We start from the raw sequence: 13,037 nt of genomic DNA, 5'->3' as shown, positions 1-13,037 counted from the left end.
GTTGAGCGTCGAGTTCCGGGTGCTGGGCCCGGTAGAAGTGTTGCTGGACGACGAGCCCGTGGCTGTCCCTGCGGGTCGGTGCCGAGCTTTGCTCGCGACGTTGCTGTTGCGTCCCAACCAGTTCGTGTCGGTGGACGAGCTGCTCGAACGGCTGTGGGGCAACGACGCGCCGACCACTGATCGCGCGCACAAGACGTTGCAGATGACCGTCGTCCGGCTGAGACAGTCGCTGGGGGCGGCCAACTGCGTGCGCACGATGAGCGGCGGTTACCTGGCCGAGGTGGGGCCGGATGAGCTGGATCTGCTGCGGTTCCGCGAGTTGGCGCGAGCCGGCGACTTCGCAGCGGCGATGAAGTTGTGGCGTGGTCCAGCGCTGGCGAACGTGGGCTCGGAGCTGCTGCACCGGGACGAGGCGGCGCAGCTGGACGACGAACGCCTCGGCGTGCTCGAGCGCAGGATCGAAGCCGATCTGGACCGCGGCCTGGCGGGTGAACTCGTCGGCGAGTTGAGCGCGCTGACTCAGCAACACCCACTCCGGGAACGCTTCTGGGCTCAGCGAATATCCGCGTTCTACCGCTCAGGCCGCCAGTCCGAGGCCCTTGAGTGCTACCGCGAAGTCGCCAGGCTGCTGGTCGACGAGCTGGGCGTCGATCCGTCACCCGAACTGCGCCGGCTGCACAGCGCGATGCTCTCCGGCGAGGACATCGCGTCGACCGCGCAGCCGCGCCAGACGATCTGTCAGCTGCCACCTGACTCCGGCACCTTCGTGGGCCGTGAGCGCCTCTTCAGTCAGGTGGAGGAGAAGCTCGCGTCGGCGGACGGCGTGCCTGTCATCGTGCTGAGCGGCGCTCCTGGTGTGGGCAAGAGCGGGCTCACGATCAGGGCCGCGCACCGGTTGCGTGGCCGCTTCCTCGACGGTCAGCTGTTCGCCCGCCTCAACGGTGCCAGTGCCGCGCCGCGCGATCCAGCTGAGGTGTTGGGCGAGCTGCTGGTCGCACTGGGCGTTCCGGTCACAGCGATGCCGGACGGACTGGAGGCGCGCAGCGCGGCCTTTCGCACGCAGCTGGCAGACCGCGCGATGCTGGTGGTGCTGGACGACGCGGCAGGCCCGGAGCAGGTGAGGCCGCTGCTGCCGGGAACGGCCGGCAGCGCGGTGCTGATCAGCAGCAGGAAGCGCCTGGTCCAGATCGAGGGTGCGCACAGCGTGCGAGTACCGCCGTTGTCGGTCGAGGACGGCACTTCGTTGCTGTCACGGATCATCGGCAAGTCGAGGGCATCCACCGACCAGACCGCCGTCAGCGCGATCGTCGAGGCGTGTGGTGGCCTGCCACTTGCGCTGAGGGTCGTCGGTGCTCGACTTGCCGCCCGCGAGTCACTGCCGCTGAGTTCGCTGGCCAGACGGCTGTCGGACGAGCACCGTCGGCTGGATGAGCTGGCCGCCGGCGATCTGGAGGTCAGGGCGACGTTCGGCCCGAGCTATGAAGCTCTGTCCGATGACGCGGCGACCGCCTTCCGCCGGCTGGGCCTGCTCGGGGCAACGGACGTCGCGTCCTGGACGGTCGGTGTGCTTGCCGGCGGCGACGGTGAGCGACTCGTCGAACGCTTGGTCGAGGCGAACCTGCTGGACGAGGTCGGCCTCGACGCGACCGGTGAACCGCGCTACCGGCTGCACGACCTGCTGGCGGTGTACGCGGCCGAACTGGTTCGCGGTGAAGATCAGCAGCTGGTCACAGCAGCGCTGCGCGACTACATCGACCTGTTGCTGACCGTTGTCGGAGAGGCGACCAGAGTCTCGTTCGCAGCCGACGACCTGCCACCGCGACCTCTCACCCCTTCCAGTGCGTTGGACAGGTCCGAGATCGAACGATTGACCAGCAGTCCAGAGGCGTGGTTGCTCGCGGAGATGGTCAACATCGATCGGGCCGTCGTCCACTGCCTGGATCGGGGTTGGGCCGACCCCGCGGAGAACCTGTCGCAGCGCTCGTTCTCCTACCTCGACAGCTTCTACCCGCAGGAGCGGCTCGAACATCAGTGGACCCTCGTTCGCGATGCCGCGTTCGCCAACGGTGACGAGCTGATCATGTGGCGCACGCACTTCCAGCTGCAGGTGCAGATCTTGTTGCGTGGTGTCACTGACGAGGTCCTTGCAGAGCTTGCGCGCTGCGCGGCCGGATTCGAGGAAGTCGGAGCTCAGGCCGAACTCGCGATCGTGCTGGGTGCGTTGGCCTACTACAACACGGCCCACAACGGGGAGCCTCAGCTGGCGATCGCGGAACGTGCGGTCGCAGCCGCGAAGAAGAGCGGTGAGCCGCTCATCCAGCTGAGCGCATTGCGCGAGTTGGGCACGATGCTCGCGAACGAAGGGCGTTATGCAGACTGCGTGCAGGTCATGGATGACGCACTGGCGATCAGTCGCGAGCTGGACATGCCACACGAGATCGCGGGCACGCTGGCCCGGATCGGGTCGACCGGGTTGGCGCATGGCGATCTGGAGCGGGCGGGGGCGGCGAGCCGCGAAGCGCTGGATCTGATGATCCCGATCGAGGACGACCGCGGCACCGCCTACTGCGCGGTTCTGGTGTCCCAGGTCGATCTTGCGTAGGGCAACGCGACCGCCGCGCTGGTCGGTGCGGAGAAGGCCTTGAGCGTCTTTGAGTCGCGGGGAGAGCACTTCGGGGCCGTGCGCGCGCTCGCTGCGATGGTGGAGGCACAACTTGCGCTTGGCCTGGCAGAAGAGGTCATCGACGTGGCGAGCGCTGGGCTGAAGAACTACGCCGACGCGGGTGACGCCAAGGCTGAAGAACGACTGCGGGCCGCGCTGGAGGAGGCTCGTCGGAGGGTATGACCGGGGCGAGGTTCGCCATCCGTGTCGTCCAGGCCTGCCGCATCGGGTAAGCATGTGCGCGAAAGAGGGGATGGTGCATGAGCCTGCACGTCGCGGTCGACTTCGGCACGTCGAGCACCTGTGTAGCTGTTTCGGCGCACGGCCGGGAGCCACAGGTCGTCGTGTTCGACGGCCAACCGCTGGTGCCGTCCGCCGTCTTCGCCGCCGCCGATGGGACCTTGTTCGTGGGTCAGGAGGCCGAGCGCCAGGCTGCGGTCGACCCTGCCCGCTACGAGCCACACCCCAAGCGCCGCGTCGACGAGGGCGAGCTGCTGCTCGGCAGCTCAGTGCTGCCCGTAGTGGACGTCGTGCGCGCTGTTCTCACGCGTGCGGTCGGCGAGGCACGCCGCGTTGGCGGCGGCGCTCCCGTTGATCTGCTCGTGCTCACCCACCCCGCGGACTGGGGCACTGTCCGCACCCGCGTCTTGATCCAGGCAGCCCGCGGGCTCGGTCGTGAGCTGGTGCTCGTGCCCGAGCCGGTGGCCGCTGCCGTCTTCCACTCTGCGAGCCACTCCATTCCGGATGGCGCGTCTCTCGCTGTGCTCGACCTCGGCGGCGGCACGGTCGACGCGAGTGTGGTGACGCGCACAGGCAAGAGCTTCCGGGTGCTCGCCACCAAGGGCGATCCCACCTTCGGTGGGGCGGACATCGACCAGGCGTTGCTGGAGCACGTCGGCAGTCTGGTCGGAGCGAAGGACCCAGAAGCGTGGCGTCAGCTCGTTGAAGGCCGTGAGATGGCAGACCGTCGCAAGCGGCGGGTCCTCAGACAGGACGTTCGGGGCGCGAAAGAGACGCTGTCCCGGCACGCCTACACAGATGTGCCGATGCCACCGCCGTTCCCCGACGCCCATGTGACGCGCTCGGACCTCGAACAGCTGATCACCGCGCCGCTGAGCCGGGCGGCCGCGCTGGTCGGTGCCGCCGTTCGAGACGCTGGTCTCGCTCCGCAACAGCTCGCGGGAGTCTTCCTGGTCGGCGGGTCGAGTCGGATTCCACTCGTTGCGCGGCTCGTGCACGAACACACCCGCGTGGTGCCCACGAGCATCGACCAACCAGAGACGGTGGTCGCCCGAGGAGCCCTGCGTGCTGTCAGTCTCGATCCGGAGCGGACGGGCGGCGTGGCTCCACAGGGCGCGCTCCAGACGCCGCCGAAGGGCGGTCCGGGTGACGTCACCCACAACCTCCGGGTGACCGACGACGCGACGCGCAAGATCACCAGGCGGATCACCCCGCCGCCGGCCGCGCAGTTCCCCATGGCGTTCCAGTCGGCGCCGGAGCCGAAGAAGAAGAGCAAAGCGCCGCTGTTCATCGCGCTCGGTGTCGTCGTCGTACTCGCTGCAGCCGGCGCTGGTGGTTACTTCTGGCTGAACCGCGAGAAAACGCAGCAGCAACCAACGCCACCCGGCAATCAGGTCGCCGTGTACGACTACGGCTTCACTCGCCCGGACGGATGGGAACAGACCGGAGGCGCGGCAAAAGACCGGCAGGTGCTTTTGCAACCGATTGAGCGCAAGAATTCCGAAGGCAAATCACCGGAAGCGCGAATTGCTGTGCAGGAGCAAACTCTCGAGTACGACAGCGGCCGGGATCGCGTTCGCGCGCTGAGTGAGCTGAAGAAGAAGTACGAGGAGCGCAAGGAAGGTGGCGACCAGGTCACCGACTTCGCCGACAACGCCACATTCGCGGAGAAGTCTGTAGTTCACTATCGCGAAGTGGTCGAAGGTACCGATGTCGACTGGTACATCCAGTTCGTCGGCAAGGTCCAGGTGAGCGTGGGATGTCAGGCGACAGCTGCTGAGGCCGACCGCGTCCGCACCGCCTGTGAGCAGGTCGTCCGCACGCTGGTCATCAAGTCGCCGTAGCAACGTCAGGGAGTTTCGATGTCTGCCACCGAGGTCCTCGGCCGGTTCCGCGCCGAGGTCGGAGCCGCCGTCACCCGAGCCCGTCGCGCCGCAGGTGAGATCGGGGAACGCAACGCCAAGCTGCGGGAACGCACCCGTGAACTCGCCGCGCAGGCCCGAGAGCGCAGGGTCGAGCCTGGTTCTCAGGCCACCCCCGCTGACGTGCGGGAGGCGGCGTCCGGGTTCCGCACCGATCGTGGACTGCCTGTCGAACAGTTGCCGGATGCAGCTGAACTGACTACATCGCAGCCTCCTGTGGTCGCAGAACCGGTTCCGTCGACCACTCTCGGTTCCGCTGCTGTCGCCGGTCCGAGTGGTCAGCTTCCTCGTGTGAGTGACGATGACGAGGACTTTTCGCAGTCGCGAATCCTCTACTGACTCCTGGTTTCACCCGGAGCCGTTTACTAGAGCAACTACTTCCAAAGAAGTCGCGACAGGGTGGAACCGACGTGGCAGGGTCCTCGTCGGAAGAGGCGTACGAACCAAGAAGTACGACCTGAAGTTCTATGAAGGGGGCATCTCCCAATGGGCGCTTTTAGCCTTAGCACCGACGACCTCGACGCGCTGGCCAAGCACATCCTGGACATCGACCACCAGACGCAGGGCACGCTCCGCCGGGTGCGCGGTGCCGCGGAAACCGTGCAGGCCAACTGGCAGGGGCAGGCGGGTACCGCCTTCCAGAACCTCATGATGCGGCTGGACGAGGACGCGGCGAAGGTGCAGGAGGCGCTGCGCAGCATCGCCGAGCAGATCTCCGAGTCGTCGAAGACCTACTCAGCCGAGGAAGAGGCGCAGAACCAGAACATCGGCAGCCTGTCCAACCGGCTCTGATCTCGCTTCCGCATTCGACTCCGTTTACTCGCTTTCAAGAACTTCTAGGGGAGATTCACAATGGCTGGACACATGAGGGTTGGTTTCGGCGAGATCGCGGCCGCGGCCGCGGAGATCAGCAGCGGCGCGTCGCAGGTCGACCAGCAGTTGAGTGACCTGAAGGACCAGGTCACCAAGACTCTCGCTCAGTGGGAAGGTTCCAACTCGGGCGCCTACCAGCAAGCGCAGGAAAAGTGGGCCCAGGCCGCCGCCGACCTGCAGTCGGTCATGGCCGCCATCGGTACCGCCGTGCAGCAGGCCGGCGAGGCGTACCAGGCCGCTGAGAAGAAGAACGAGGGCCGCTGGTAAGTCCGCAGCGGCTGAGCTAGACCCTCGCGAGCCCCGGAACCACGTGGTCCGGGGCTCGCGTACGTCCGGAGGAAGGTGCGTTGGAGGGGCCGTTTTGGTCCCGGCACCACCCATCCGGTATCTTCTTACGTTGTTGTGCGGTAGCTGGCGCCCGTGTGTGCCGCGCCTGTCTCGGAACCACCGCTTGGTTCGTCCAAGATCGGTCTGGGGCAACCGCCGCAGTGACCCCAGACGCAAGTGACGACGAGGTAGATCCGTGCGCACGTACAGCCCGAAGCCCGGTGAGGTGACCCGCACCTGGCACGTGATCGACGCCCAGGACGTGGTGCTCGGCCGGCTCGCCACCCAGGCCGCGACGCTGCTGCGCGGCAAGCACAAGCCGACCTATGCGCCTCACGTTGACACTGGTGACTTCGTGGTCATCATCAACGCTGACAAGGTCGCTCTGACCGGCTCGAAGCGCGACCAGGCGTTCCAGTACCGCCACTCCGGCTTCCCCGGTGGTCTGCGCAAGCAGTCCTTCGGCGAGGTTCTGGACACGCGTCCGGACCGCCTGGTGGAGAAGGCGATCAAGGGCATGCTGCCCAAGAACCGCCTTGGCCGTCAGATCGCGAACAAGCTGAAGGTCTACAGCGGACCGAACCACCCGCACGCGGCGCAGCAGCCGCAGGCCTTCGAGATCAAGAAGATCGCCCAGTGAGCGACGAGAACATCGAGGAAGTTCCTGTGACCACCCCTGAGAACGAGACCCCTGAGGTCGAGACCCCCGCGGTCGAGGCTGAGGTTGTCGAGGCCGAGGTCGTCGAGGCTGCTCCCGAGGCCGAGGCCGCTGAGGCCGAGGTCGTCGAGGAAGAAGCTTCCGCGCCGGTGGTCGTCGCTCCTTCGCTGAACGGCGCCGCGCACCTCGCGCAGACCGTCGGCCGCCGCAAGGAGGCCGTCGTTCGCGTCCGCCTCGTGCCCGGCACCGGCAAGTTCACGCTGAACGGCAAGGCCCTCGAGGACTACTTCCCGAACAAGGTGCACCAGCAGCTCATCAAGGAGCCGCTCGTCACCACCGAGAAGCCCGAGACCTTCGACGTGATCGCCAACCTGCGTGGCGGCGGCATCACCGGCCAGGCCGGTGCGCTGCGTCTCGCCATCGCGCGTGCGCTGATCGCTGTCGACTCCGAGGACCGCCCGGCCCTGAAGAAGGCCGGCTTCCTCACCCGTGACCCGAGGGTCAAGGAGCGCAAGAAGTACGGTCTGAAGAAGGCCCGCAAGGCGCCTCAGTACTCCAAGCGTTGATCTAACGCACCAGCTGTACCTGCGGGAGCAGCAGTTCAACACGAACTGCTGCTCCCGCAGTGTTTCAAGGCCTTCTGGGTTTTCCGGGTCTGTCCCCGCCGCCTTGCAGTGTCCATTTCGGAGGATTCATGGCCCGCCTGTTCGGCACCGACGGAGTGCGTGGTCTCGCCAACGCCGATCTCACCCCCGAGCTCGCGATGTCCGTCGCCGCCGCAGCGGCACGCGTGCTCGCCGAGCACGACCGTTCCCACCGCCCGGTCGCCGTCGTCGGCCGCGACCCCAGGGCGAGCAGCGAGATGCTCGACGCCGCCGTCACCGCGGGCCTCACCTCGGCCGGTGCGGACGTGCTGCGCGTCGGCGCGCTGCCCACACCCGCCGTCGCCCACCTCGTGTCCGCGCTCGGCGCCGACATCGGCGTGATGATCTCGGCCTCGCACAACGCGATGCCGGACAACGGGATCAAGCTCTTCGCCGCCGGCGGCCACAAGCTGCCCGACGAGGTCGAGGACGAGATCGAACAGCACATGGGCACGGGCTTCGACCGCCCGACCGGTGCCTCCATCGGCCGGGTGCGCGACGTCCCCGATGCCGAGACCCAGTACGTCGAGCACCTGCTCAAGGTCACGCCGCACCGCCTCGACGGCCTCAAGGTCGTGGTGGACTGCGCGAACGGTGCCGCGTCGGTGGCCGCACCGGACGCCTACCGCCGCGCCGGCGCCGAGGTCATCGCGATCAACGCGACCCCGGACGGCCTCAACATCAACGACGGCTGTGGCTCGACCCACATCGACGTCGTCGCGGCGGCGGTCCGCGAGCACGGTGCCGACCTCGGCATCGCGCACGACGGTGACGCCGACCGCTGCCTGGCCGTGGACGCCGAGGGCAACCCCGTCGACGGCGACCAGATCCTCGCGGTTCTCGCGCTCGCCATGCGCGACGCCGGTGAGCTGTACGAGGACACGCTCGTCGCCACGGTGATGAGCAACCTCGGCCTGCACATCGCCATGAAGGAAGCCAAGATCCAGCTGCGCACCACCGCCGTCGGCGACCGCTACGTGCTGCAGGACCTCAAGGCCGGCGGCTACTCGCTCGGCGGCGAGCAGTCCGGCCACGTCGTGCTGCCCGCGCACGCCACCACCGGCGACGGCCTGCTCACCGCGCTGCGCCTGATGGCCCGCATGGCCGAGACCGGCAAGTCGCTCGCCGACCTCGCCTCGGTGATGCGCCGCCTGCCGCAGGTCCTGATCAACGTGAAGGTCTCCGACAAGGCCGCGGTCGCCAAGGCCGCCTCGGTCAGCGAGGCCGTCGCCGCCGTCGAGGCCGAGCTGGGCGAGACCGGCCGCGTGCTGCTGCGCCCGTCCGGCACCGAGCAGCTCGTGCGGGTGATGGTCGAGGCCACCAGTCACGAACAGGCGGAGTCGGCGGCGCAACGACTCGCGGGTGTGGTTTCCTCAGTGCACTGAGGACGGACACGGGGGCCGATGATGACCATGATGATGTTGCTGATCCTCCTGGTGCTGCTGGGAGGTGTGACGGCGGTCATCATCGCGGTCGTCACCTCGGCGAAGAGGAAGAACGCCGCCCGGCCCCCGTACCCGCCCGGTCAGGGCTACCCGCAGCAGTTCGGCTCGCCACAGGGTCATCCGCAGCAGCCAGGTCACCCGCAGCAGGCGTACCCAGCGCAGGGGCATCCGCAGCAACCGGGCTACCCGCAGCAGCCGTACCCACCACAGGGTCAGCCGGCGCCAGGCCAGCAGCCTCCCGCGCAGAACGGCTGGTAACAGGTGGTGAACATCGGCCCACTCGAGCTGCTGATCATCCTGTTCGTGCTGGCCATCGGCGTTGTCGTGGTCGCGGTCGTGACCTCCCGGCGGAACAAGCCGCCGTACCCGCCGCACCAGGGCTACCCGCCTCCTCCAGGAGGCCCGTACCCGGCGCAGGGCCCGCCACCCGGCCAGCAGTGGCCTCCGCAGGGTCCTACTCCGGGGCAGCAGTGGCCTCAGCAGCCACCGCCCGGTCAGCAGTGGCCACAGCAACCACCTGGTCAACAGCCGCCGCCACCCAATCAGTGGTGATCATCGGCGGGTGCCGCCGAATGGCTGTTTACTAAGGCAACCGACATCACAGAGCTCCGGTCGGCGTGTGACCTGAGCTGGCACTGTATGGCGGAACCCCGCTGAGCCGAACTGCGTCAGATCGGGGACAAGGGGAGGCAGGAGCACATGTCTGGCTATCAGGCGAACGCCGGCGAGATGATGTCGTCCGCGACGACCATTCAGGGCATCGCGACCGAGATCGAGAACTACAAGGCCAAGATCACCGCCAGTGCCGTGTCCGAGAAGGATTTCGGTCGCGCGCACACCGCCGGTGGCGCCAAGTACAAAGCCGGCCTGCCGAAGCTGGGCGAGGCGATCGCTGCCTACTCCGCGGCGATGAAGGGCCTTTCGGACAAGCTGCGCGAGTCCGCGAACGGCTACGCGTGGTCCGAAGAGGCCAACGCCGTCAAGATGAACAAGCAGGGAAGGTAGTCGCGGATGCCCAGCTGGGAAGAAGTCAAGAAGCTCTGCGACAACCCCGAAGTCCCGCCCGACCAGAAGAAGGCCCTGCTCGAGGCCTACTACGCCAACGAGTCCAAAGACAACGCGTTCGGCACGCACAACGACGAGCTCGAGGTCTACCTCGACAACTACGACATCTCCTGGGGAGATGGTCAGTGGCAGGCCACCAAGGACGCCATGCCGTGGGCGGACAGCTCGGAAGACCGGCTGAACAACGCCTACGACATCGCGAAGAAGTCCGGTGACGCCGGTCAGAAGAAGATCGACGACCACAACAAGGCCAAGCAGGGCGGCCAGAACACGCTGGACCAGTCCGAGCAGCGTGCGGCCGACGGCGGTGCGGGCGTCGGCAACTCGAACTTCCTGATGGACGCGGGCGAGCCCGGTCTCAAGTACTTCGAGAACTTCCTCCCGGTTTACCAGGAGGCGAAGGCGGCCTACCTCGTCCCCGGGACCTTCAACACCGACTTCAAGAACGTCAAGACGCTCTACGACGAGCAGCGCGACATCGACTTCCACAAGATCGACGAAGACATCAAGGAGATGCGGCAGATCTCCACCGATCTGCGCACTCAGCAAGCCGACTCCGAGAAGTCGATGGGCAAGCTCTGGTCCACTTGGGACGGAAAGGCCGCCGACAACTCGCGCGCCTATGTCGCCGACTTCTCGAAGAAGGGCGCCGCCGTCGCGGACGGCATCAACCACATCGCCGACGCGACGCGTGCGGCGTGCCACACGGTCTCGCAGCTGGTGAACGACAAGGCGAACGCCGTGCTGAACGGCGTGGGCAGTCCCTTCGACATCGCGGGCAAGACCCCGGCGCAGATCCGCGAGATCATCCAGGCTGCGGACAGCCAGGACGAGGGCCTGCTCAAACGCGCGGCCGGTCACGTCGGCATCCAGATCGACGACGAGGCGTGCGACGGCGACAAGTGGAAGGGCGAGGTCACCAAGGGCTGCCGCCAGTGGCTGAACGGCACCTTCCACACCGATGTCGACACGAAGTTCACGAACTTCGAGAAGCTCTGCAAGGACACGAAGAAGGCCGTCGACGACGCGTGGAACGTGCTCGGCGCCGAGATCGACAAGATCAACACCAAGCCGTTCGACCCCGCCAAGGAGGAGAAGCCCGCCGACAAGCCGGGTGACGGCACCGGTGGTGGCGGCGGCAAGAACACGCCGCCCGGTGGTGGCGGCGGTGGCGGTGGCCCGTCGGGTGGCGGCGGCGGCGGCGGCGGTGGCATGCCGGAGATCCCGAAGCCGGAGAACCCGCTCGACAAGAACGGCGACGGCAAGCCGGACATCCCCGGTGACACCGACGGCGACGGCAAGATCGACGACCTCGACGGTGACGGCAAGAAGGACGACGCGGACGGCGACGGCAAGCCGGACCAGCCCAAGCCGGAGGAGAAGCTCGAGACCGTCACGGTCAAGGCCGGCGACAACACGATCAAGGTCACGGAGCCCGACTCGAACGGGCACGTGAAGATGACGATCGACACGCCGAAGGGCGAGCCGAAGACCTACGACCTGGACTTCAGCAAGAACCCCGAGGCCGCCAAGGCGCTGATGGGCCAGAACGGCACGCAGGCCATCACGAACATGGCCAACTCGCTCACCGGCACGCCCACCCAGGGTTCGCAGGCGCCCGGCGCACCCGCCCCGACGACGGGTGGCACGCCGACGCCCGGTGGCGGCGCACCGCCCACCGCCGGTCCGATGGGCTCGGAGTCGAACCCGATCCCGGTCGAGGTCGGCGCCGACGGCAAGATCCACATCGAGCAGGACGGCGTCAACTTCACCGCCGAGGTGAACGCGCAGACCGGCGAGATCAACCTGACCGCGGACAACGGCGACGGCACGCCCGACCAGATCGGCGTGGGCTTCGGCGAGGACGACAACCCCGCCGCGGACACCGGCCTCTCCGGCGCCGGCTCCGGCGGTTCCGGTGGCATCAGCGGGGATCTGGGCATCGACCAGCCGCTGAACATCCCGGAGCAGGACTTCCCGCAGCGGGTCGAGGGCGACTTCCAGACGATGCCCGCACCCGCGCAGGGCGAGTTCCAGGCCATGCCCGCGCCGGGCGAGAACCCCTGGAGCCCGCCGGGCCAGGAGGCCACGCCGAACATCGGCGAGCGCTTCCAGGAGTCGATGGGCCGCAGCTACATCGAGGACAACGGCATCATGCCGAACGTCGGCGAGCCGCGGATCCCCAGCGAGGGCCCGCTGTACGCGCAGACCGCGGCCTCGGACAGCACGACGACGTCCGGTGTCTCGTTCACCGGCGGTGGTTCGTCCAGCGAGTCCGTGCTGGGTGGCTCGTCTGCGGACAGCGCGTGGAGCGCGCCGTCCCAGGGCGACAACGGCTCGTTCAACACGAACGCCTCCGAAGCCGGCCAGGCGGGTTCGGCGAACCTGCCTACCATGCAGGACGCGCACGGCCAGCCCACGTCCGGTGCTCAGTCCGGCGGGATGATGGGCGGCGGCGGGATGATGGGCGGTGGCGGCATGATGGGTGGTGGTGCCGGCGCCGGTGGTCAGCAGGGCGGTGACACCGAGCGCGGCGCGAGCCAGTGGCGCACCACCGGTTCGCTGTTCGACGAGGACAACAACAACCCGCTGAGCGGCGCCCAGGGCGTGCTCAGCGGCGATGACGGCAACCGGGGTGGTCAGTGGTGAGCGATCTCGATCTCGCCGCGTTCAAGGCGAAGCTCTCTGGCATCCAGTCCGAGCACTCCTCGCGGATGGCCGAGGCCAAGCACAAGTTCGACGAGTCGACCAAGCAGACTCAGGAGAGCCACGACAAGTTCGCCGGCCACAAGCAGGCGCTCGCCGCTCGCCTTCGCGAGATGGCAAAGGCACAGCGTGGCGACGGCCAGCAGAAGAACCTCAACAAGGAACTCTCCTTCGGCCTCGACGACGACACGGCCATCGCGAAGTCCGAGCTCGACGAGGAGGTCGAGCAGATCGCGAAGGAATGGCGGGCGATGGACCTGCGCAAGCAGTCCGAGGGCTTCGTGGGCGGGTCGAACGAGGCGCCGCAGCCTGTTCACCAGCCGCCTGCCGTCCAGCAACCGCCGGTGCCGCCTCCGCCGCCGGTCCGCCAGCCTCCGCCGCCTCGGCGGTCGCAGCGCCCGGCCGTCGACGATGACGACGACCTGAGCAACCAGAGCTGGTTGTCCTGACGCGAAGAACGCCCCCAGGTCCGAGGACCTGGGGGCGTTCTCAGTT

At 67.6% G+C, this 13,037-nt stretch carries 14 protein-coding genes; all 14 read left to right on the top strand.

The features are described 5' to 3' along the window. Nucleotide 1: 1 nt before the first annotated feature. On the top strand, nt 2-2,602 hold the full coding sequence (locus tag LFM09_RS30990) for a BTAD domain-containing putative transcriptional regulator (protein ID WP_414100109.1): 2,601 nt from the start codon (nt 2-4) through the stop codon (nt 2,600-2,602). Nucleotides 2,603-2,641: 39 nt separating this feature from the next. Further along, the gene (locus LFM09_RS30985; RefSeq protein WP_414100108.1) at nt 2,642-2,845 is read left to right on the top strand and encodes a hypothetical protein; all 204 of its coding nucleotides are present in this window, start codon (nt 2,642-2,644) and stop codon (nt 2,843-2,845) included. Nucleotides 2,846-2,922: 77 nt separating this feature from the next. Then, a complete protein-coding gene (locus LFM09_RS30980; RefSeq protein ID WP_414100107.1) occupies nt 2,923-4,746 on the top strand; it encodes a type VII secretion-associated protein in 1,824 nt (607 codons plus the stop codon). 18 nt (nt 4,747-4,764) lie between these two features. After that, nucleotides 4,765-5,163, top strand: a complete 399-nt coding sequence (locus LFM09_RS30975) for a hypothetical protein (RefSeq protein ID WP_414100106.1) — start codon at nt 4,765-4,767, stop codon at nt 5,161-5,163. Nucleotides 5,164-5,310: 147 nt separating this feature from the next. Next, entirely contained in the window at nt 5,311-5,616 is a 306-nt protein-coding gene (locus tag LFM09_RS30970) for a WXG100 family type VII secretion target (protein ID WP_414100105.1), read from the top strand. A 72-nt stretch (nt 5,617-5,688) separates the two neighbouring features. Then, nucleotides 5,689-5,964, top strand: coding sequence for a WXG100 family type VII secretion target (locus LFM09_RS30965; RefSeq protein ID WP_414100104.1), 276 nt, complete (start codon nt 5,689-5,691; stop codon nt 5,962-5,964). Nucleotides 5,965-6,220: 256 nt separating this feature from the next. Next, the gene (gene rplM, locus LFM09_RS30960) at nt 6,221-6,664 is read left to right on the top strand and encodes a 50S ribosomal protein L13 (protein ID WP_414100103.1); all 444 of its coding nucleotides are present in this window, start codon (nt 6,221-6,223) and stop codon (nt 6,662-6,664) included. A 26-nt stretch (nt 6,665-6,690) separates the two neighbouring features. After that, nucleotides 6,691-7,248 carry a 30S ribosomal protein S9 gene (gene rpsI / locus LFM09_RS30955; protein ID WP_414100134.1) on the top strand — a complete coding sequence of 186 codons (558 nt, stop codon included), beginning with the start codon at nt 6,691-6,693 and terminating at the stop codon, nt 7,246-7,248. 128 nt (nt 7,249-7,376) lie between these two features. After that, nucleotides 7,377-8,711: a phosphoglucosamine mutase gene (glmM, locus tag LFM09_RS30950; RefSeq protein WP_414100102.1), complete on the top strand. Its 1,335-nt coding sequence runs from the start codon at nt 7,377-7,379 to the stop codon at nt 8,709-8,711. A 30-nt stretch (nt 8,712-8,741) separates the two neighbouring features. After that, nucleotides 8,742-9,029: a hypothetical protein gene (locus tag LFM09_RS30945; RefSeq protein WP_414100101.1), complete on the top strand. Its 288-nt coding sequence runs from the start codon at nt 8,742-8,744 to the stop codon at nt 9,027-9,029. A 6-nt stretch (nt 9,030-9,035) separates the two neighbouring features. Continuing rightward, complete coding sequence (locus tag LFM09_RS30940) at nt 9,036-9,323, top strand: hypothetical protein (protein WP_414100100.1); 288 nt, start codon at nt 9,036-9,038, stop codon at nt 9,321-9,323. A gap of 147 nt (nt 9,324-9,470) precedes the next feature. Further along, nucleotides 9,471-9,776, top strand: a complete 306-nt coding sequence (locus tag LFM09_RS30935; RefSeq protein WP_414100099.1) for a type VII secretion target — start codon at nt 9,471-9,473, stop codon at nt 9,774-9,776. A 6-nt stretch (nt 9,777-9,782) separates the two neighbouring features. Then, nucleotides 9,783-12,485 carry a WXG100 family type VII secretion target gene (locus LFM09_RS30930; protein ID WP_414100098.1) on the top strand — a complete coding sequence of 901 codons (2,703 nt, stop codon included), beginning with the start codon at nt 9,783-9,785 and terminating at the stop codon, nt 12,483-12,485. Then, nucleotides 12,482-12,991: a hypothetical protein gene (locus LFM09_RS30925; RefSeq protein WP_414100097.1), complete on the top strand. Its 510-nt coding sequence runs from the start codon at nt 12,482-12,484 to the stop codon at nt 12,989-12,991. Before LFM09_RS30930 ends, LFM09_RS30925 begins: the two co-directional genes overlap by 4 nt. Nucleotides 12,992-13,037: the final 46 nt, after the last annotated feature.

It is taken from the genome of Lentzea alba (assembly GCF_047445655.1).
In the GTDB taxonomy this organism is placed as follows: domain Bacteria; phylum Actinomycetota; class Actinomycetes; order Mycobacteriales; family Pseudonocardiaceae; genus Lentzea; species Lentzea alba_A.
Note: the sequence above shows the minus strand (reverse complement) of the source record. Positions and strands in the feature narration are given on the sequence as shown.

Bases quoted from the DNA above. Each gene is read 5' to 3' on its own strand.
- LFM09_RS30945 (WP_414100101.1), top strand. From the start codon at position 8,742: ATGATGTTGCTGATCCTCCTGGTGCTGCTGGGAGGTGTGACGGCGGTC.
- LFM09_RS30965 (WP_414100104.1), top strand. From the start codon at position 5,689: ATGAGGGTTGGTTTCGGCGAGATCGCGGCCGCGGCCGCGGAGATCAGC.
- LFM09_RS30930 (WP_414100098.1), top strand. From the start codon at position 9,783: ATGCCCAGCTGGGAAGAAGTCAAGAAGCTCTGCGACAACCCCGAAGTC.
- LFM09_RS30980 (WP_414100107.1), top strand. From the start codon at position 2,923: ATGAGCCTGCACGTCGCGGTCGACTTCGGCACGTCGAGCACCTGTGTA.
- LFM09_RS30970 (WP_414100105.1), top strand. From the start codon at position 5,311: ATGGGCGCTTTTAGCCTTAGCACCGACGACCTCGACGCGCTGGCCAAG.
- LFM09_RS30975 (WP_414100106.1), top strand. From the start codon at position 4,765: ATGTCTGCCACCGAGGTCCTCGGCCGGTTCCGCGCCGAGGTCGGAGCC.
- glmM (WP_414100102.1), top strand. From the start codon at position 7,377: ATGGCCCGCCTGTTCGGCACCGACGGAGTGCGTGGTCTCGCCAACGCC.
- LFM09_RS30935 (WP_414100099.1), top strand. From the start codon at position 9,471: ATGTCTGGCTATCAGGCGAACGCCGGCGAGATGATGTCGTCCGCGACG.